The sequence below is a fragment of the Brevibacillus sp. TJ4 genome, from assembly GCF_044627595.2.
Taxonomy (GTDB): Bacteria; Bacillota; Bacilli; order Brevibacillales; family Brevibacillaceae; genus Brevibacillus.
In genome coordinates this window covers 4,192,501-4,212,590 of the sequence record NZ_CP185865.1, presented here as the reverse complement: position 1 = coordinate 4,212,590, position 20,090 = coordinate 4,192,501, and the positions used below count along the sequence as shown (strand labels likewise).

Below are 20,090 nucleotides of genomic sequence, written 5' to 3'. Positions count from 1 at the left end.
GAAGATTTGGCAAGTCATTGAAAATGAAACACTTACTTTGAGAATTTGAGGGTCTGTCAAGAATTTGATCCCTTGCTTGATCTGCTCTTTTGACATTATAAAAATCTCTTCCGGGGCTATCAGAACGATAGTCCCTCCTCCCTATCCAGGGTAAAAAAAACAGACAACCCGTCTGCATCATTGGTTGCCCGCTCAAATAGTTCCCCAGATACACTTGCCTAGAATTTGGATGGGAAACACTTCCCATCTCTTATTTTCCATTTTTGCCTGCAACTATACAATCTGTAAATGTTGGTAATATTGGCAAGGCTTATTCATTGAAATGTTTTACGAACGATAAAACCGACAAAATCACAAAAGCGATCAGGACGATCAGGTTGCTTTTGCGCATGAAATTTTCGATAACTCGGATGAAAAAGACGAGCGACATGCCGGAATATAAAATTGGCAAGAGTATGAGTTCATATGCAATGGCGACAAATAAATAGGGCACCAATAGTCCTAGAACAATCAGCTCCACGATCAAAAACGGTTTTTTTCTGCGTTTCAGGTTGTTTACAAACAATCTTTCACCACCCAGCTCCGTCCAAGGAGTGCCAGCCCAACGTCCCCTTCGTTCTGCCCCCCGTTTATTGCTCTCATCATAGCAGGGTTCCTTTGGCGAATCGTTACAAAACGGTGTTGCCAAGCGATTATCCAAAATCCGGATCGTTTTTTGATGGGAACAAACTCGCAACTGCTTCCTTCTTCTCTGCGAAAAACATATTCCCGCGTTACATAGGAATACTACAAGTACTACCTGGTAAAAAAGGAGAACCAAGGAAATGCCCGTTCTCTCGACGATACAGTTATGGAGCCTCGTTTTCCTTTTTCAGATGGGCAGCAACCTGGTTTTCGGATTCGGAGCGGGTGCCAAGCAGGATGCGTGGATTGCCGCAGCAATCAGCGCGATGATCGGCTGCCTGCTGGTTTGGATGTACAGCAAGCTGGCGGAATTCCATCCCGACCTGAATTGGGTTCCCTTGCTTGAGAATGTATTTGGTTCCTTCCTTGGCAAATCGTTGTCCATGCTGTACATTCTTGGCTTTCTGTACGGAGCCGGGCGCATGCTTCGCGACTGCGGGGAATTGCTGCACACCTACATTTTGCCAAGAACGCCGCTTGAGATCACGATGCTGCTGCTGCTGTCCGTCATTACGTATTGCTGCTTTGCCGGAATCGAACGGATGGCCCGTTTGGCTGAGATATACATGCTCATCCTGTTTTTGTTTTTGGGAATTCAGTTTCTTTTTTTATTTTCCTCCGGGGTTATGCGCTTCTCGTTACTACAGCCTGTTGCCGTTGATTGGCTACGCATTGCCAAGACGGTCTTTCCGCTGGGGGTGACGGTTCCATTCGGGGAAACGCTGGCCTTTTCGATGTTTTGGGTCTGGATGGTCCGGGCGGATGCTTATCGAAAGGGATTGCTACGGGCCAGCCTTGTATCGGGGCTGCTGTTTGCCATACTTGACCTGATTACCGTGGCTACCTTGGGCCCAGAGCTGTTTTCCACTGCTTTTTTCCCGCTCGTGACTACCTTCCAGTTTATTAGTGTCGGCGATTTTATTGAGAATTTGGACCCTTTGGTAGTATCCAATTTGCTGATTACCGGTACGTTCAAAATTTACGTTTTCATCTATGCGGCCTGTACCGGGATCGTTCAGCAATGCAAGATACAAAGCCACCGGTCTGTCATTATGCCCGCTACAATTCTCGTGTTGCTCCTGGCCGTATTCATGGCGAAAGACATTGCCAACCATTTGTTTACCGGGTTGCAGTGGGTACCGTGGCTACTCTGGGTCCCTTTGTTTATCGTGTTCCCTTTCATAGCCTTACTCTTGTCCTGGATCAAGAAAAACCTGTTCCGTGAAGGAGCGAAGCAGCATGAATCGCAGAACGAATAAGGTCGACACAAGTGATCTGCAACAATTTTTGCAAAGCATACACACTGCCTTGGGGAACCCTCCCGATCTGGTGTCCAGCCGATTGGACCGATACCTGATCCTTTTCTTCAGCGGCTTTGTCGACCAGCAGCGATTGGAGGAAGAAGTGATCGCTCCACTGAAAAAAAGAGGCACAAAGCGGGATGGCCGCTTCAATACGGTGGATGTCGCGAATGAGAGTTCCTTTTCCGAGGTGCTCAATGCCCTGCTGTCCGGCATGGTGATCATCGCCAGACAGGGGGACACCCAGATCGAGATTGTCAACGTGGTGCAAATTCCTCACCGCAGTGTATCAGAACCGCAGACGGAAGCGGTCATTCGCGGGCCGCGGGAAGGGTTTACGGAGCTGCTCGAAATCAATCTGGCACTGATTCGAAAACGTCTGCGCAGCGAAAAACTGCGGGTGACGGGCATGAAAATCGGCACGTTGAGCAAGACGGAGGTTTGTCTTCTTCACATGGAAGGAATCGCACAGCCGCACATCGTGGAGGAGATGCAGCGAAGGCTGAATTCGATTTCGATTGATGCTATCCTGGAGAGCAACTATATCGAAGAGATCATCCGCGACCATCGGTACAGTATTTTCCCGACGATGCAGTATTCCGAGCGTCCTGACATGGTCGTCGGGTCGCTGTTGGAGGGAAAAGTGGCTGTACTGGTCGACAACACGCCAATGGCTTTGATCGCCCCCTTTCAATTTTGGTCGGGCTTACAGGCCAGTGAGGACTACTATACGAACTTTTACTTCAGCACATTTATCCGCATGATCCGGGCCGTCTTTATTTTTATGGCGCTCTTGTTCCCTTCGCTGTACGTGGCGATTACGACATTCCATCACGAGATGCTGCCGACGAATTTGTTATTCTCCGTTGCGGCAGCGAGGGAAGCGACGCCGTTTCCGGCTCTGGTCGAGGTGCTTTTGATGGAGATTACGTTTGAGGCGTTGCGCGAGGCCGGGGTCCGGTTGCCGCGTCCAGTCGGCCAAGCAGTGAGCATCGTCGGAGCGCTGGTGATTGGGCAGGCTGCCGTGCAAGCGGGGATTGTGTCGGCACCGATGGTCATCGTTGTCTCCATTACGGGGATCGCTTCCTTTACCATTCCCCGCTTCAACATGAGTTTTGCACTGCGTATTCTGCGTTTTCCGCTCATTGTTTTGGCCGGTTCGATGGGATTGTTCGGCATTTTGCTGGGGCTGTTTGCCTTGACGATTTACATGACGGGAATCCGCTCGTTTGGGGTCCCCTACCTGACTCCACTGGCTCCGTTGTCCTTGCCGGGCCTCAAGGACTTGTTGATCCGTGCGCCATTTTGGACCATGCACAAAAGGCCGCAGCAAATGGTCAAGGAGAATACCATTCGCGTGCCAGCCCAACAGCCAGTCTCATCGAACGGCGGAGACGGCTCGGGCTCGACGAGTGCTACATCCAATGAACAAGGGGGGATGCTGCCATGAAAAAACAGCGGTGGGCGACGGCACTTTGTCTATGTCTTCTGCTGTTCAGTTTGTCGGGTTGCTGGGATAGACGAGAAGTCAATGATGTTGCCTTTGTCGTGTTGACTGCGCTCGATGAAGGCAGGAAGCCAGAGGAGTACCAGATTTTGATTCAGGTGGCTCTCCCACGCCTGATGAGCTCGTTCCAGCAAGGAGCGCAGGGGGGAGGTTCCCCCGTCCCGCCGTCGATGACCGTGATGGCATACGGAGAAAATCTCGATGAAATGTACATTGAACTGGAACGTCAACTGTCGAGGGATATTTCCTCTGCGCACAGCAGGGTTGTCATCATCGGCGAAGGACTGGCCCGACGCGGTGTGCGCGATCTGCTCGACGAATTCAGCAGAAATGCCAACAACAGACTGCGGACGATTCTCGTCGTAGCACAAGGACAGAAGGCTGCGAAGCTCGTAGACAAAAAATATGGTCTGGAGACGTTTATATCCGATGCGCTTCTGGAAATAGTGAGACGAAAGAAAGGGACGCCGTCTACTCTGCGGGACTTTTTCATCGCCTCCACGACACCGGGTGTCGAGCCCTCAGTGGCAGCCTTTGCCACTCCTCCCCAGCCTGGGGGCCGTCTGATCATGGACACAACGGCCATTTTCCGGGATTACAAGCTCGTCGGTTTTTTGAAACAGGGGGAAGTGATGATGCTGAACAGTTTGCTGGGGGAAGCGCCTCTGGACGTGCTGAAGGTGAAGTTGCCGGAGATGGATGGACAGGCCTCGGTTCAACTAGACATGCTGGATACGAAGGGGAAAGTCCGGCTCGTTGACGGGAAGCTGAAGTTTACCTTCGATGTGGTTGCTGAGGGTCACTTGCGGGAAAATACAAGCAATCTCGATTTAAGCAACCCGCTGTACGTCAGAAAGCTGGATCAGGCCCTGAAGAAAAAGATCGAAGACGAATACCGCAACCTGTTCACCAAGCTGCAAAAGGAGTTCAAGGCTGACAGTGTCGGACTGGGTGCCATGGTCTACCGGAAATACCCGGAGTATTGGAAGCAGATCGAGAAGGACTGGCCCAAGCTGTTTCCGGAACAGCAGGTTACCTGGAATGTCACGGCACGGATCAACGAGATCGGCATTATCGGCCCGCCGCTGATCTTGCCGGAAAAGGAGGTGGCGAAGTAGGGTGTGGCTGCAGATCGTATCCTTTTCCCTCGTCATTGTTCTGCTGTCGGTCATGCAAATTCGTTTTTTGCACAAAAAAGGATCACGGCGGGAAAGGTGGGTATTCCTGTTCTGGATGGGCCTGGCTTGGGGAACCGGTGTGCTGTTCATGTCCGGTTTTCACTTGCCCAGCCCCGTCACTCCCATTTTTCAGGGATGGTAGCTCCTTGTGTGTGCGCGAAAGCAGATAGAACACGATGCCAGCCGGGACAATGTACATCCAAGCGTGGTGGTAGATGGTCAGAAGTTCGGAGATGTTGCGAATGACGAGAAAGGGCAGAAAGGTGAAGATGATCGACAGCGGGATCAGCAGCACATTTTTGCTGCGAAGGTGAAACAGCCGTCCTACCTCCTCCTTGCACAGCCAGATCAGTGTTGCGATCCGCAGCGTAATCGCATTGACCCACAGAATAATCATCACCGCCTCCACCCGCTCGAAGGAATCCCCAAGGCGAAAATACTTGAATAGTTCGATGTTGGGGAACACCATTTTTTCTGTCAGGAACGGTCCAAATGTAAAAAAGATCAGGGAGAAGAAAAAAAGGTTCTGTGCCAAAGCCAGCCCCACACTCCAAAAGAGCAGGCGGTAGCGCTTCCCGCTGTGCCGAAACCGAACCATGGGGATCAGGGAATACAGAAAGAAGACTTCCAGACAGGAGGCCAGCGCCTGTAATGCGCCGTATCCGATCATATCCACGGGCTGGGCAAATACAGGCTGTAAATGGACGAAAGACATATCTTTTAGGACGGGGAACGGAAAGAAATACAGGACGCTGAACGTGGTAATGAAGATGAGAATGGAGATGCGGGCGATGCTCCCCAAGCCGTACCAGGCAGCGTAACAGGCGACGGCCAATACGATAAGCGACACAACCGCCTCCGGGGTTCGGGGCAAATGATACGTATGGATGAGCAGCACGAACAGTCGTATCGTGACCAGCAAAATGACGAACAGATAAAGCAAGTAAAAAACAAGTGCCACATGACCGAAAATAGTAGCAGGGGCCGCATTCAGGTTTGTTTGGCGAAGAGAAAATTCGTATAGCGCCCAGAGGATCAAAAAGCCGAGCATGTAACCGACTGCAAGCGAAATCCAGAAATCATGTTTGGCAGTTTCAGTAACGGCATTGGCAAGAAGAGCGGGTGAAATTACAATAAAGTTATTGATAAACAGGGAAAAGAACTGAAATGGAGAAATGCTTTCCTGTCTCATAAACCCCTCCTTTTATCAATTTTTCCTAATATGGCAAGATAATACATTTTCTTCGACCACGTGCAAGCCAAACGAATCCCCGAAAATGGAGGCATACCATGATTATTCAAAACATTGAAACAAAACGAATTTCCGTACCGTTGAAAAAGCCGTTCAAAACCGCGCTGCGAACCGTGGAAGCACTCGACTCCATCCTGGTCAAAATCACCTGCGACAACGGCATGGTTGGCTGGGGGGAGGCATCGGCTACGGTCGTCATTACCGGTGACAGCCTGCCAAGCATCGAAGGAGCGATCCTGCAAACGATCCGGCCGCAGTTGATCGGCAAAAACGTGCTTGCCCATGAGCAAGTATTCCACACTTTGCATCAGTCGATGGTCGGCAACACAAGTGCCAAGGCAGCCGTTGACATCGCCTTGTACGACCTGTTGGCAAAACGGGCAGACATGCCGCTGTACCAGTATTTGGGCGGATACCGCAAACAACTGGAGACCGATTACACTGTCAGCGTCAATTCGCCGCAGGAGATGGGCGAGGATGCCGCAGCGTATGTGAAGGATGGCTTCAACGTATTGAAAATCAAGGTGGGCAAAGACGACATCGAGCAGGATGTCGCACGCATCCAGGAGATTCGCAAAACGGTCGGCTACGATATTAAAATCCGTCTCGATGCCAACCAGGGGTGGAATGTGAAGGAAGCGATCCGTTCGATCCGTAAGATGGAAGATATGGGGCTGGATATCGAGCTGGTGGAGCAACCGGTCAAGGCGCATGATCTGGAAGGGCTGAAGCGGGTTACTGATTCGGTCGACACGCCGATCATGGCAGACGAAAGCGTCTTTTCGCCGGCACAGGCTCTCGCTGTCCTGCAAAATCGCGCAGCAGACATGATCAATATCAAGCTGATGAAAGCGGGAGGAATTTACAAAGCGCAGTTGATCAACCAACTGGCAGAGCAGTACGGTGTCCCCTGCATGGTCGGAAGCATGATCGAATCGCGACTGTCCGTGTCGGCCGCCGCGCATTTTGCCGCCAGCAAGAAAAACATCCAATATTACGATTTTGACTGCCCGCTGATGCTGCTCCACGATGTCATCGAAGGCGGTGCCACCTACGAAGGTCGGGTCCTGACGATGCAGGACGAGCCGGGATTGGGTATTCGCCGCGTCCACTACTGGGAGGATGGACAGGACGCATAGGCGGTTCGTTGGCGAGGATACCTGGCGGATAGCGATGTATGTACCGACATAAAATGACAAAAATCGCCATTCTGCCAGGTGTCTGTCAAGAAAGCACGACCACCATAAAATTGGGAAAAATGCCAGATAAATTCACGTTACAGTTACTTTAATATTCTGTAAATCAGCAGGAACCCGTCTGGCTTTGTCGAATTACGGATAGTATCAGCATCATATCCACATGTCGGCATCAACACAGGCTCACCTTCATCGTGTATCTCATTTTTAGAGAAATGAGGGTTGCATATGATAGTTAGTACGTCTTCTTTCCATTCGACTCCCAGGCGTTGGCGAGAGGTGGAGGAACAGTTGGGGATCGTCGTTCCCCGCTCGCTCCGCTCGGATACGTCATCCCTGCTGTTTTTGGAAAGCGTCGCTGCAACACCCATGTTGGACAAGGAAGAAGAGTTAGCGTGTTTGATTCGCTACCAGGAGCATGGAGATTTGGATGCCCGTGAAAAACTGGTCCGTGCCTATCTTCGTTACGTGGTCAATACGGCTTTGCGCCATCTCAAGCGCGGCATGCCGTTTCTCGACCTGATTCAGGAAGGGACGATCGGGCTGTTTACAGCCATCGATAAATTCGACATCAATCGCGGTGTACGCCTGTACCATTACTCGCACTGGTGGATCTCCCAGTCCATTACCCGGGCGATCAACGACAAGGCAACCTTGATTCGCATACCTGTCCACATGCATGAACAGATCCGGTTGTATCAAAAACAGGTACTGCAATTGGTGCAGACGCTCAAACGAACGCCGGACCGCCAGGAGATTTCCCGATTTTTGGACATCCCGTTGGAAAAGGTCGAAGCGATCGAGTACGCCTTGCGGATGAAGCTGGAATCAATCGATGCGGAGCCGGATGCTTCTCCACGGAGTACAGACTTTGACGAGGAAATGCTGAGCTACGCGGAAATTGTCGAGGATGACGAATCCTCCCTGGATGATTGGATTGAAAAGGCAGACCTGCGGAGCCAGATGCAGGCGGCGTTGGAGCGGCTGAGCCCGCGTGCCCAGGAAATCATCGCCATGCGCTACGGCTTGTACGACGACCAGGTGTACACGCTGGAGGAAGTAGGCAAGATGTTTGGTCTGACCCGGGAGCGCATTCGCCAGATTGAGGCGACGACGATTGACCGACTGCGCACCCAAAAAGCGGCAAAAGTATTGAAAGACTACTTATAAACAACACTGCCTCCCTGACTGACGGGAGGCTTTTTCTTTTTTCGGGCAGATGTGCTGCACCCGGGATTTTCTCATCGGAACGAGGATGTGGTACACTGTTTCATGCAAAAACTAGCAGATAATGAATGAACGCATAACTAAGGAGGATTTATTCCCATGAGCGATTATTTGATACGAGCAACCGGATTTGATGGACATGTGCGCGCTTTTGCTGCTCGCACGACCGATATTGTCGAGGAGATGCGTCGTCGCCACGATATGTGGAACACCGCTACGGCCGCAGCCGGACGGACACTGACTGCTACCTTGATGATGGGAGCGATGCTGAAAGGAAATGAAAGCCTCTCCGTCAAAATAAAAGGGGGAGGACCGATCGGGCAAATCGTGGCTGAAGCCAATGCACACGGGGAAGGGGTCGCCTATGTGACCAACCCCCACGTTCACTTTGAATTGAATGACAAGGGCAAGCTGGACGTGACCCGGGCTGTCGGGACAGACGGGTTTCTGTACGTGACCAAGGACTTGGGGCTGAAAGAGCCATACCAAGGCAGCTCCCCGATCGTATCCGGGGAAATCGGCGAAGATTTCACCTACTACTTCGTCACCTCGGAGCAGACGCCATCAGCAGTCGGCGTAGGCGTGCTGGTCAATCCGGCAGATCGCTCCGTACTTGCGGCGGGTGGCTTTATTTTGCAGCTCCTTCCCGGTGCGCCGGACGAGGTCGTGGAGAAAATCGAGGAGCGCCTGAGCAAGCTCCCACAAGTCTCCCGGATGATCGGCGAAGGTCTGAGTCCGGAAGAAATCGTGGGCAAAGTCCTCGATAACCCCAAATATTTGAGCCGCACGGACATTCAGTTCCATTGCACCTGCTCGGAGCAGAAGGTGACCCGGGCCTTGATCAGCCTGGGGCGGGAAGAGATGCAAAGCCTGCTTGAGGAACAAGGGGAAGCGGAGGTGCACTGCCACTTTTGCAATGAACGGTACCACTATGAGAAATCGGCGCTGGAGGATTTGATGAAAGAGATGTAAAGCGCTATTTCGAGGGGGAGGATGCATTGACAACCGGAAAAGGCATGTGGACATTCATCGGGGCGCTCATACTTCTGCTGTTGGTCGTGAGCTGGTCCTGGTACCAGAATGCCGGCCAGTTCAAGCCAGCTGCCATCGTCGGGGACAAAACGATCAGCGATGCCGAATGGGTAACGATGATCAAGCAAAAATTTGGCCAGCAGGTGCTAGACGACATGATCAACCGGGAAGTGGTCTTCCAGGAGGCGAAGCGCCAAGGCATTTCCATGGACCCGCAGGTGCTGGAAAAAGAGTTGGCCGAGATCAAGCAAAGCTACGGCACCGAGACCGACGAGGAGTTTGCACGGGCGTTGTTGCGCCAGGCGGGTACAACCGTGGAGGCTTTGAAGGAAGAGCTTACGTACCAGTATCTGCTGCGGGAGCTGGCTACCCAGGAGATCGAGGTATCCGATGAACAGGTACAGCAAGTGTACAACGACAATCCCGAGCGTTATTTCCAGCCATTGCAGCTTAGGCTCTGGCAAATTGTTGTCGCCTCCCGCGAAGAAGCCGAACAGGTACAAACCGAGCTGAGAGAAGGGGCCAACTTCCAGACTCTCGCCAAGGAACGGTCCATCGATGAGGTAACGGCGTCCACCGGTGGAGACCTAGGCTGGATCACTCCGCATACGTCCGATATGCCCGATGAGGTGGTCGAGGAGCTGGTCAAGCTGGCCAAAGGGAAAACAAGCCCGCCTCTGCCTGTAGGGAAAAACTACACGATTTTCCACGTCCATGACCGCAGGGAAGAAAAGCAGTTTACGTTTGATGAGGTCAAAGAGGAGCTTCGCCGCCAAATCGCATTGGCACAGGTGGAGTCCCTCGATGCAGTGCTGGAACGGCTGCGTGAAGCTGTCGGAGTGGAGATCGCTGGGCAAAAGCCTCATTGACCAAACGCGTATTCATTGATATAATTAGACCAATAAAACCTAGCATTTTACTCGGTAATAAAAAGGGGGAGGACATATGAGTGTCGCCAATTCCATTACAGACTTGATCGGATCGACTCCTTTGGTGAAGCTGAATCGTGTTGTCAGTGAGGGAAGTGCCGATGTGTACCTGAAGCTGGAGTTTTTCAATCCGGGCAGCAGCGTAAAAGACCGGATCGCACTGGCGATGATTGAAGCTGCAGAGGCAGAGGGCAAGCTCAAACCGGGTGATACGATCATCGAGCCGACCAGCGGAAATACCGGTATCGGCTTGGCGATGGTAGCAGCGGCCAAAGGCTACAAAGCCATTTTGGTTATGCCGGAGACGATGAGCTTGGAGCGACGCAACCTGCTGCGTGCCTACGGTGCCGACCTCGTACTGACGCCAGGCAGCGAAGGTATGGGCGGAGCGATTCGCAAAGCGGAAGAGCTTGTCAAAGAAAACAGCTCGTATTTCATGCCGCAGCAATTCAAGAACCCGGCCAACCCTGAGATTCACCGGACGACGACGGGTGCCGAGATTTTGGAGCAAGCAAAGCAGATCGGCGGTGTCGACGCGTTTATCTCCGGGATCGGTACGGGCGGTACGATCACCGGTGTCGGCCAGGTGCTGCGCGAGCATTATCCAAACGTCAAAATTGTCGCGGTAGAGCCTGCTGCATCTCCCGTTCTCTCCGGCGGCAAGCCAGGACCTCACAAAATCCAGGGGATCGGCGCCGGATTTGTTCCGGACATTCTGGATACCCAGGTTTACGACGAAGTCATCCGCGTAGAAAACGAAGAAGCGTTTGACGCGGCGCGTCGTGTTGCTCGTCAGGAGGGCATTCTCGGCGGTATTTCCTCCGGTGCGGCTGTTCACGCTGCCCTGCAGGTAGCAGAAAAGCTGGGCAAGGGCAAAAAAGTGATCGCTGTGATCCCGAGCAACGGCGAACGCTACCTGTCCACTCCGCTTTACCAGTTTGAAGACTAATATTCGGATCGGAAATGCACCGCCAGCGGCTGAGCAGTACGCTGGCGGTCTTTTTTGTGCAGCGAAAGCCGTTGGGGTGCCTCGCATGCTTTTGGCAACAGATCAGTTACAGCGACCCGACCTGTGTGGTATGATAAAGTAAGCATCGAGAGAAGCAACCTGAGCAGAGTGAGCAGAGCAAGAAGAGATGAGAGGAGACGAGTGTAGAATGATTTTGATGATTGACAATTACGACTCTTTTACGTTCAACCTGGTGCAGTACATCGGTGAGCTGGGCGAGGAGCTGCAAGTATTTCGCAATGACAAGATCACGCTTGCAGAAATCGAAAGGCTGGCACCCGATTACCTGATGATTTCACCCGGCCCATGCACGCCGAATGAAGCGGGAATCAGCATGGAGGCGATACGCCACTTTGCCGGAAAGATTCCGATACTGGGCGTCTGCCTGGGGCATCAGTCCATCGGACAGGTGTTTGGCGGAAACGTCGTACGCGCCGAGCGTCTTATGCATGGCAAAACCTCAGAAATCTATCACGATGGCAAAACTATTTTTCAGGATATTCCTTCCCCGTTCACGGCAGCGCGGTACCATTCGCTGATCGTGGAGGACCACTCGCTGCCAGACGTCCTGGAGGTAGCAGCACGCACAGCAGAAGGGGAGATTATGGCAGTGCGCCACCGCGAATACGCGGTTGAGGGGGTGCAGTTTCATCCCGAATCGTTTATTACGGAGCATGGAAAAAAACTGCTGCAAAACTTCCTCACCACCTACGTGCGTGATGTGGCAATCGCGAAGTAAGCCATTCGCGTCATCCGAATACGAAAAAGCCAAAACCGCCTTGTCTAAAGGCGGTTTTTTTGTTTAAGAGTATTGTAAACATTGTGTAAATTTACAGGTTCTTCATACTTTGTTAACGCTACGCTGATGAAACCCTTGTACTATGGGCTACAAGAAGGGCCGAAAAGACTTAAAAAGGAGCGATCTTGATGGAAGTAAATCGTCGTCAATTTCTAACGTACCTGGGTGCAGGTACAGCAGCACTCGCATCGCTGGCTACTGGTATTCCTGCATTGGCAGCCGGACCGCTTTCAGGCAAAACAGCCGACCACCTGTTTGGTTTGGAAGGAAAAACGACTACCTTCAATCCTACCTTCACGCCGATCCAGCCCTCTACCGCAGATGATGTCATCCTGCCAAACGGCTTTAAGTATGATGTCATTGCTTCCTTTGGGGATGTCATCAACCAAGCAGGAGATACATTCGGTTTCAACAACGACTTTACCTGTTTCCTGCCAATCAACGGAAGCAATGAACACGGTTTGCTGTGGGTAAACCACGAGTACCTGGGCGAACTCGAATACTATGTGAACGGATATGACAGCCTCAATGCCGGATCCGAGAACAAGCGCACTCCGGAACAAATCGAGAAATATTTGTACGCATTGGGTGGTTCCGTCATCGAAATCAAAAAAGAAAACGGCACGTGGAAGCTGGTCAATGACTCCCGTTACGGCAGACGTGTAAGCGGACTGACCAAGCACGTACTGACAGGACCTGCAGCTTCGATCGCATCGGAAGTAACAGGTACGTTCGCTAACTGCTCTGGTGGTGCGACTCTGTGGAACACCATCCTCTCCTGCGAAGAAAACTACATGGACGTAGTGGGCGATTGCAAACTGCCAGACGCCAGACATTACGGCTGGGTTGTAGAGGTTGACCCGTTTGATCCGCAATCCACACCGAAAAAGCATACGGCACTTGGCCGCTTCTCGCATGAAAACACGGCAATGGTACTGGCTTCGTCCGGCCAATTGGTCGTCTACATGGGAGACGACGCGAAAGACCAATACGTGTACAAATACGTATCCAAAGGCAAATACGATCCTGCTGCTGGCAAAGCCAACTCCAAGCTGCTGGAAGAAGGTACACTGTACGTTGCCAACTTCGGTAAAGGCAAATGGATCGCGATGGATCTGGCTACCAACGAAGCACTGCAAAAAGCGACGAAGAGCGATGGTTCGCCACTGTTCAGCTCGCAAGCAGACGTGCTGATCAACTGCCGCGAAGCAGCTCAAGCTGTAGGCGCAACTCCGATGGACCGCCCAGAGGACCTGGAAGTTCATCCGATCGACGGTTCCGTATTTATCGCCCTGACGAACAACGACAAGCACGGCAACTTCTACGGACAAATCGTGCGTCTGTTCGAAAAAGACAACAACCATGCAGGAGAAGACTTCACCTTTGAAATCTTCGCAGCTGGTGGCCCGCAAAGCGGATTCTCGGCACCAGACAACCTGGCATTTGACAGCGCAGGAAACCTCTGGGTCGTAACAGACATTTCCTCCTCTTCGACCAACACGGGAATCTACACACCGTTCGGAAACAATGGCGTCTTTTTCATCCCGACGATCGGTGAGCACAAAGGGGATGCTGTACAATTCGCATCCGGTCCTGTAGGTGCGGAAATGACCGGTCCTTGGTTTACACCAGATGAAAAAACACTGTTCCTGGCAGTACAACATCCAGGTGAAAATCTGAAGTCATACGACCAGCCTACCAGCCATTGGCCAAAAGGCGGAAATGCAGTGGCTCTGCCAAGTGTGATCGCCGTTACGGGCTTCTAAGAAAAGGGAGTGTAGGCACATATGCTATCGAGCATCGGGATTCCTGGGCTGATTCTCATCCTGATCATTGCCCTGGTCATTTTTGGCCCCAGTAAACTGCCGGAGATCGGCCGCGCATTTGGCCGCACCTTGACCGAGTTCAAAACGGCAGCCAAAGACCTGACCAAGGACGACGAGGACAGCACTGCGAAGGCAGCAGCAGGTGAAGCAGAAAAGCAAGTGAAGTAGACGTATGATCAAGGGAGAGGTGGTGCGACCGCGATACGCACTACCTTTCCCCGTTTTCATGGAAAAAGTGGACCGAGGAATCAGGAGGGATTTGAAGTGGGTCAGGAGATGCCTTTTTTGGAACATTTCACCGATCTTCGCCGCCGCATCATCATCGTTCTCGGGACGTTTGTAGGCAGCTTAATCATCTGTTTTTTGTTCGTTGACCACATTTACTACTTTTTGTCCAACCGTGCGACGGAAAAGCTGGCGATTTTGGGACCAAGCGATATCTTGTCGATCTACCTCAAGCTGGCGGCCGTCGGTGCGATCGCCATCACCATCCCGGTAGCTGCTTTTCAAATCTGGCGGTTCGTCGTTCCTGCTTTGCAGGAGCGTGAGCGAAAAGTCGCTTTGATGTACATCCCTGCCTTGTTTGTGTTGTTTGTGCTGGGCCTCAGCTTCTCGTACCTGATCTTGTTTCCGTTGACCTACCAGTTTGTGCTTGGCTTGTCCAATGGCAACTTCGATCTCGTCATTACAGCAAACGACTACTTTACGTTCATGCTGCACATTTGCCTGCCGTTCGGGCTGTTGTTTGAACTGCCGGTCATCGTGCTGTTTCTCAGTCATCTGGGCATCCTCAACCCGCATCGACTGGCCAAGATGCGAAAGCCTGCTTATTTTACCCTGTGCGTGGTTTCTGTTACGATTACCCCGCCTGACTTTTTATCGGACGTACTGGTGATTGTGCCCTTGCTGCTGTTGTATGAGATCTCTGTCGGGCTGTCCCGTTTGTTGTATCGGAAGCGCATGAAGGAAACAGCTCTCACGACAGAAGTATGAGGAACTACACCTTTGAACTAGACTATAAAGCCGTGTCTTCCATTCGGGATCACGGCTTTTGATACGAAATCGGCTAGTGGGAGACGATGCCGGATACGATCGCCGCTCGTTTGAAAGGGATGTCCAGTACGCCCGGCTTGCGTCCGGGCTTTTCGTGTTGTTTCGGCCAGACGTGATGAGGCGTCACGTCCGCAAACGACGAGCAGGCGAGCAAACTGCCGGTACCTGTCGACAGTCTGTAGCAGGCGTGGATGAACTGTGGTATGCTACTAATCAACATGCCAAGACAGAAAAGGGAGTAGAGCAGATGAAACACAATCCATTTCTGATCCAGGGCCAGGGACGGATAGAAGAGCTTGCCAAACTAGGTATACAACTGTCGCTGCCGGCCAAAGCCATTTCGGCCAGAGAGCTCCATATGCTTCATGTGGAGAATCTGGCTGCTGAAGATGCTCGTCATCTGCAGCAGAATGTACAGGCTTGCGGCGGAGAGGCCAGCATTGCGGAGAGCGGAGGGCTTGCGGAGATGCTGCTGCTTGCCACTCGCGACCAGCTCGAGGAGGCTTTGCAGCGCACGGACGGGAAGCAGACAGATTTGACCACACTAGCCGCTGAGATCAGCGAGCTATTTTTGCGTCGCGAGAGCCTGGCTGCGCGTCGCGAGCTGGAATTTGGAAAAAGTGTCCTGCCTTTGGGTCAGCGCACACTTGTAATGGGGATTCTAAACGTGACGCCGGACTCGTTTTCGGACGGCGGAAAATTCGTCGATCTCGACCAGGCAGTGGCCCATGCACGCGCCATGGTTGAGGCGGGGGCGGACCTGATTGACATCGGGGGCGAATCGACTCGACCGGGATTTGAGCCTGTGGGAGCATCGGAGGAGATGGACCGGGTGCTGCCGGTGATTCGGGCGTTGTCGGCTAATCTGGACGTGCCGATATCCATTGATACATACAAGGCTGAAGTCGCTGATCGCGCCATCCGCGAGGGCGCCCATATCATCAATGACGTCTGGGGAGCCAAGCGCGATCCGCATATGGCAGCGGTGGCGGCCCGCCACCGTGTGCCGATCATTTTGATGCACAATCGGGTCGAGCCGAACTACAATCACTTTTTCCCTGATTTTATCCGCGATTTGCGCGAGTCGGTGCAGATTGCACTGGATGCGGGTGTCGACCACGATCAGATCATTCTCGACCCGGGTATCGGCTTTGCCAAATCACTGGAGCAGAACCTTGAGGCAATGCGGCGGCTGGACGATCTCGTCGGGCTGGGCTACCCCGTATTATTGGCGACTTCGCGCAAATCGATGATCGGCAAGGTGCTGGATTTGCCGGTCGAGGAGCGGTTGGAAGGGACAGCAGCTACGGTTGCGCTCGGGATCGCCAAGGGATGCCACATAGTGCGGGTGCATGATGTCAAAGAAATGAAGCGCGTTGCTGCGATGATGGATGCGATGCTTGGAGGAGGCGTCCCGATTGGATAAAATTTACTTCAAGGGCATGTCGTTTTACGGCTACCACGGCGTCTTCGCTGCTGAAGCCGAGCTGGGCCAGCGATTTTACGTGGACCTGGAGCTCTCTCTCGACCTGTCGCGGGCTGGAGAGAGCGATGACCTAAACGATACGGTCAACTATGCCGATATCTTTACTTGTGTGCAACAATTGGCGGAGAAGGAGCGGTTTAACCTCGTCGAGGCATTGACCGCGCGAATAGCGGAACGGCTATTGCACCAGTTCCCTTTGGCCGAAGTGAAGGTAAAGGTAACCAAACCGAATCCTCCGATTAACGGACACTACGATTCCGTCGCCATCGAGATGGTTCGCAAAAGAGAGGATTATGCGCGATGACAGTAACAGCATATCTGGCCTTGGGGTCCAACCTGGGCGATCGGGCGGATCAGTTGAAACAGGCGATCCGCAAGCTGCATGCACGGCCAGGCATATGCATCAAGCGCGTCTCTGCCATCTATGAGACGGACCCGGTAGGCTTCGTGGAACAGGACGCGTTTTTGAACATGGTGATTGCTGCAGAAACCAGCCTGTCTGCCGAGCAACTGCTTCAGGCAGCACTTTCGATCGAGCAGGAGTTGGGGCGCGTACGCACCGTTCGCTGGGGACCGCGCACGTTGGACATCGATCTGTTGCTGTACGGGGACAGTTGCATCGAGCAGGAGCATCTGCGCATCCCTCACCCGGAGATGACCAAACGAGCCTTCGTGCTCATTCCGCTCCAGGATGTATGGAGCGGCGAAACATTGCCCGTATACAACCACTCCATTTCTCATTATTTGTCAGATTTACCGCAGGATCAGAAGGGGGTACGAAAGTGGGGAACAATCGATTGGGAAACCGAATCCGTTCCTTCCGAAAGCTAAAGGGGTATACGCAGCAAGGACTTGCAGAAAAATTGGGTGTATCCTTGTCGTTCGTAGGTTCGCTTGAGCGCGGCACACGGATGCCGACGGAGCCTGTTTTGCGCAGGATCGCCAGCACTTTACAAATTGATTTTGAGGAATTATGTGATATAAATAATTAATGCATGCAAGGTTCGAATTATCTCTTTTGTTCAACCGCCCGTCCACCAGATTGCGTGCGTTTGGAGAAAAAGGAGGTCATATATAGATGAAGATCGGGAATATTGAATTGAAAAACAACGTCGTTCTCGCTCCGATGGCAGGTGTGTGCAACCCTGCTTTTCGTTTGATTGCCAAGGAGTTCGGTACGGGACTGGTCTGTGCCGAAATGGTGAGTGACAAAGGAATTGTTCACGGAAACAAAAAAACAATGGATATGCTGTTTGTCGACGAACGGGAAAAACCGCTGAGCCTGCAGATTTTTGGCGGAGATAAGGAAACACTGGTAGAGGCAGCGAAATACGTGGACCAACACACAAACGCGGACATTATCGACATCAACATGGGCTGTCCCGTTCCGAAAATTACGAGCTGTGATGCGGGTGCCCGTCTGCTGCTCGATCCGAACAAAATTTACGAGGTTGTTTCGGCAGTGGTGGATGCGGTCGAGAAGCCGGTCACTGTAAAAATGCGTTTGGGCTGGGACGAAGACCATTTGTACGTGCTCGATAACGCCAAGGCAGTCGAGCGCGCTGGCGGAAAAGCAGTCGCGGTCCATGGCCGTACGCGTGTCCAGATGTACAAAGGGCAGGCCGACTGGAGCTGGATCAAGCGCGTAAAAGAAACGCTCTCCATCCCGGTCATCGGCAATGGCGACGTGGCTACGCCGGAGGACGCACGCCGGATGCTGGATACGACAGGCTGCGATGGCGTGATGATCGGTCGCGCGGCACTGGGCAATCCGTGGATGCTGTACCGCACGATTCAATATTTGACGACCGGGGAGTTGCCGCCGGAGCCGTCCGTCCGCGAAAAAATCGACATTTGCCTGCTGCACGCCGAGCGTTTGATTGCCTTGAAAGGCCCGCGCGTTGGCGTTTTGGAAATGCGCAAGCACGCTGCCTGGTACCTCAAAGGGCTCAAAGGCTCGACACATACGAAAAACCTGATCAATGCCGTGGAAACAGAAGAAGGACTGCGCCGCATCCTGAACGACTACGTCGAATGGGTTGAGAACAGCGCGGATGACGATGAACAACCAGCGTCTACTGTGCGCGAAGAGGCAGTCAGCTACTAGGAACCAAACATTGACAAGGGTTCCTTCATATCCTATAATACTCCGTAATATTGGGAGTCGAGCTGCCAGTTCACCCTGGCAGCTTTCCCTTTGAGTACTCATACGTGTTTACACACTGCTGTATAATGCATAAAACATCTACATATAATCCTTTGTACTTTATCCAGTACAATGGAATTATTTTTAAACGGGGGAATCGAAACATGTCTGAAAAAGAAGTGATCCTCACACCAGAAGGCCTGGCAAAACTGGAACAAGAACTGGAAGATTTGAAAACGGTTAAGCGCAAGGAAGTAGCAGCCCGGATTAAAGAAGCGATCAGCTATGGCGATATCAGTGAAAACTCCGAGTACGAGGAAGCCAAAAACGAGCAGGCATTTATCGAAGGACGTATTCTCACGTTGGAAAAAATGCTGCGCAATGCTCGCATCATTACGAATGACGACGTAGATACCGGAGTAGTAAGCGTAGGTTCCCGCGTAAAAGTGAAAGACTTGGAATTCGGTGAGATCGTCGATTACACGATTGTCGGTTCGGCTGAATCAGACCCGATGAACAACAAGATTTCCAACGAATCACCGGTAGGGCAAGCGCTGTTGGGCAAGGCCAAAGGCGCAATCGTCGATGTGCAGGTACCGGCTGGCGTCATTCAATACGAAATTCTCGATATCAACCTGTAAGTTTGAAACATGGCGTACCTTGTTAGAGGTACGCCCTGTCACTATTTATTCCACCTGCGTGCTTGGCAAAACTGGGATTTATTATGAGGAGTGAAAGGCAATGGCTAACGAGCAAGACCTGCAGCAAGAAGACCAACAAGAGGAGCTTCACGAGCTGCTTCAAGTGCGTCGCGACAAAATGAACCAACTGCGCGAATGGGGTTTTGATCCATTCGGGAAAAAATTCAATCAGACTCACCACGCTGCTGAAGTCATCGAAGCGTACGGTGAGAAGTCCAAAGAGGAACTGGAAGCGGGCGAGCATGTCGTCACCATCGCTGGCCGTTTGATGGCAAAACGCTCGATGGGCAAGGCGAGCTTCGCCCAATTGCTGGACCGCTCCGGCCAGATTCAGATTTACGTGCGCCAGGACACGGTTGGCGAAGACGCGCACAAGGTATTTGAGTTAAGCGACATCGGCGACCTGGTCGGGGTTACGGGCGTCGTCTTCAAGACCAAGACAGGCGAGTTGAGTGTCAAAGCAAAGGAACTCACCTATTTGACCAAATCGCTGCGACCGCTGCCTGAGAAATACCACGGGTTAAAAGATATTGAAACGCGCTACCGCAAGCGTTACGTGGATTTGATCGTAAATCCGGAGGTGCGGCAGACGTTTATCACCCGCAGCCGGATTTTGACTTCGATGCGCCGCTATTTGGACAACCTCGGTTATCTGGAAGTGGAAACCCCTACGCTGCATGCGATCGCCGGAGGAGCTTCGGCACGTCCGTTCATTACGCATCACAATGCGTTGGACATGCAGTTGTATATGCGGATTGCCATTG

General features: G+C 52.3%; 22 protein-coding genes (1 of these 22 running past the window's edge). 19 read left to right on the top strand and 3 right to left on the bottom strand.

The features are described 5' to 3' along the window. Positions 1–310 precede the first annotated feature (310 nt). Positions 311–688: a hypothetical protein gene (locus ACAF76_RS20740; RefSeq protein WP_400161824.1), complete on the bottom strand. Its 378-nt coding sequence runs from the start codon at positions 686–688 to the stop codon at positions 311–313. Between the two features lie 136 nt (positions 689–824). Between ACAF76_RS20740 and ACAF76_RS20735 the strand changes: the two genes are divergently transcribed. From ACAF76_RS20735 to ACAF76_RS20725, 3 genes are read left to right on the top strand one after another with little or no spacing between them, the layout of a single operon-like run. After that, positions 825–1,943, top strand: coding sequence for an endospore germination permease (locus ACAF76_RS20735; protein WP_400161825.1), 1,119 nt, complete (start codon positions 825–827; stop codon positions 1,941–1,943). Next, a complete protein-coding gene (locus tag ACAF76_RS20730; protein WP_400161826.1) occupies positions 1,924–3,435 on the top strand; it encodes a spore germination protein in 1,512 nt (503 codons plus the stop codon). Before ACAF76_RS20735 ends, ACAF76_RS20730 begins: the two co-directional genes overlap by 20 nt. Then, complete coding sequence (locus ACAF76_RS20725) at positions 3,432–4,610, top strand: Ger(x)C family spore germination protein (RefSeq protein ID WP_400161827.1); 1,179 nt, start codon at positions 3,432–3,434, stop codon at positions 4,608–4,610. Before ACAF76_RS20730 ends, ACAF76_RS20725 begins: the two co-directional genes overlap by 4 nt. Before the next feature lie 82 nt (positions 4,611–4,692). Here the strand turns inward: ACAF76_RS20725 and ACAF76_RS20720 are convergent, their stop codons facing one another. Beyond that, positions 4,693–5,862 carry a GerAB/ArcD/ProY family transporter gene (locus ACAF76_RS20720; protein WP_400161828.1) on the bottom strand — a complete coding sequence of 390 codons (1,170 nt, stop codon included), beginning with the start codon at positions 5,860–5,862 and terminating at the stop codon, positions 4,693–4,695. A 98-nt stretch (positions 5,863–5,960) separates the two neighbouring features. Here ACAF76_RS20720 and ACAF76_RS20715 point away from each other — a divergent pair, with 98 nt between their 5' ends. From ACAF76_RS20715 to tatC, 9 genes are all read left to right on the top strand, one after another. Continuing rightward, positions 5,961–7,061, top strand: a complete 1,101-nt coding sequence (locus ACAF76_RS20715) for a mandelate racemase/muconate lactonizing enzyme family protein (RefSeq protein WP_400161829.1) — start codon at positions 5,961–5,963, stop codon at positions 7,059–7,061. A 285-nt stretch (positions 7,062–7,346) separates the two neighbouring features. Further along, entirely contained in the window at positions 7,347–8,288 is a 942-nt protein-coding gene (locus ACAF76_RS20710; RefSeq protein WP_400161830.1) for an RNA polymerase sigma factor RpoD/SigA, read from the top strand. Positions 8,289–8,444: 156 nt separating this feature from the next. Further along, on the top strand, positions 8,445–9,317 hold the full coding sequence (gene hslO / locus ACAF76_RS20705; protein WP_400161831.1) for an Hsp33 family molecular chaperone HslO: 873 nt from the start codon (positions 8,445–8,447) through the stop codon (positions 9,315–9,317). 26 nt (positions 9,318–9,343) lie between these two features. Then, positions 9,344–10,246: a peptidyl-prolyl cis-trans isomerase gene (locus ACAF76_RS20700; RefSeq protein WP_400161832.1), complete on the top strand. Its 903-nt coding sequence runs from the start codon at positions 9,344–9,346 to the stop codon at positions 10,244–10,246. Positions 10,247–10,322: 76 nt separating this feature from the next. Then, positions 10,323–11,255: a cysteine synthase A gene (gene cysK, locus ACAF76_RS20695; RefSeq protein ID WP_400161833.1), complete on the top strand. Its 933-nt coding sequence runs from the start codon at positions 10,323–10,325 to the stop codon at positions 11,253–11,255. Positions 11,256–11,463: 208 nt separating this feature from the next. Further along, the gene (pabA, locus tag ACAF76_RS20690) at positions 11,464–12,054 is read left to right on the top strand and encodes an aminodeoxychorismate/anthranilate synthase component II (protein WP_400161834.1); all 591 of its coding nucleotides are present in this window, start codon (positions 11,464–11,466) and stop codon (positions 12,052–12,054) included. 188 nt (positions 12,055–12,242) lie between these two features. Further along, entirely contained in the window at positions 12,243–13,880 is a 1,638-nt protein-coding gene (locus ACAF76_RS20685; protein WP_400161835.1) for a PhoX family protein, read from the top strand. A 21-nt stretch (positions 13,881–13,901) separates the two neighbouring features. After that, the gene (gene tatA / locus ACAF76_RS20680) at positions 13,902–14,108 is read left to right on the top strand and encodes a twin-arginine translocase TatA/TatE family subunit (RefSeq protein WP_400161836.1); all 207 of its coding nucleotides are present in this window, start codon (positions 13,902–13,904) and stop codon (positions 14,106–14,108) included. A 96-nt stretch (positions 14,109–14,204) separates the two neighbouring features. Further along, positions 14,205–14,933: a twin-arginine translocase subunit TatC gene (gene tatC, locus ACAF76_RS20675; protein WP_400161837.1), complete on the top strand. Its 729-nt coding sequence runs from the start codon at positions 14,205–14,207 to the stop codon at positions 14,931–14,933. 73 nt (positions 14,934–15,006) lie between these two features. Here tatC and ACAF76_RS20670 read toward each other — a convergent pair whose 3' ends face one another. Beyond that, a complete protein-coding gene (locus ACAF76_RS20670) occupies positions 15,007–15,213 on the bottom strand; it encodes a hypothetical protein (protein ID WP_400161838.1) in 207 nt (68 codons plus the stop codon). A gap of 27 nt (positions 15,214–15,240) precedes the next feature. Between ACAF76_RS20670 and folP the strand changes: the two genes are divergently transcribed. The 7 genes from folP to lysS all read left to right on the top strand — a co-directional run. Then, the gene (folP, locus tag ACAF76_RS20665) at positions 15,241–16,419 is read left to right on the top strand and encodes a dihydropteroate synthase (RefSeq protein WP_400161839.1); all 1,179 of its coding nucleotides are present in this window, start codon (positions 15,241–15,243) and stop codon (positions 16,417–16,419) included. Continuing rightward, positions 16,412–16,783 carry a dihydroneopterin aldolase gene (gene folB, locus ACAF76_RS20660; protein WP_400161840.1) on the top strand — a complete coding sequence of 124 codons (372 nt, stop codon included), beginning with the start codon at positions 16,412–16,414 and terminating at the stop codon, positions 16,781–16,783. Before folP ends, folB begins: the two co-directional genes overlap by 8 nt. Next, positions 16,780–17,310, top strand: coding sequence for a 2-amino-4-hydroxy-6-hydroxymethyldihydropteridine diphosphokinase (folK, locus tag ACAF76_RS20655; protein ID WP_400161841.1), 531 nt, complete (start codon positions 16,780–16,782; stop codon positions 17,308–17,310). Before folB ends, folK begins: the two co-directional genes overlap by 4 nt. After that, complete coding sequence (locus tag ACAF76_RS20650) at positions 17,262–17,471, top strand: helix-turn-helix domain-containing protein (protein ID WP_400161842.1); 210 nt, start codon at positions 17,262–17,264, stop codon at positions 17,469–17,471. The genes folK and ACAF76_RS20650 overlap by 49 nt, the downstream gene beginning before the upstream one ends. 86 nt (positions 17,472–17,557) lie before the next feature. Continuing rightward, the gene (gene dusB, locus ACAF76_RS20645; protein WP_400161843.1) at positions 17,558–18,586 is read left to right on the top strand and encodes a tRNA dihydrouridine synthase DusB; all 1,029 of its coding nucleotides are present in this window, start codon (positions 17,558–17,560) and stop codon (positions 18,584–18,586) included. Positions 18,587–18,789: 203 nt separating this feature from the next. Beyond that, positions 18,790–19,266 carry a transcription elongation factor GreA gene (gene greA, locus ACAF76_RS20640; protein ID WP_400161844.1) on the top strand — a complete coding sequence of 159 codons (477 nt, stop codon included), beginning with the start codon at positions 18,790–18,792 and terminating at the stop codon, positions 19,264–19,266. A 100-nt stretch (positions 19,267–19,366) separates the two neighbouring features. Further along, positions 19,367–20,090, top strand: partial view of a lysine--tRNA ligase gene (lysS, locus tag ACAF76_RS20635; RefSeq protein WP_400161845.1) — the beginning only. 794 nt of this gene lie beyond the right edge of the window; the window shows 724 of its 1,518 coding nt (coding positions 1–724); its start codon is at positions 19,367–19,369; the stop codon falls past the right edge of the window.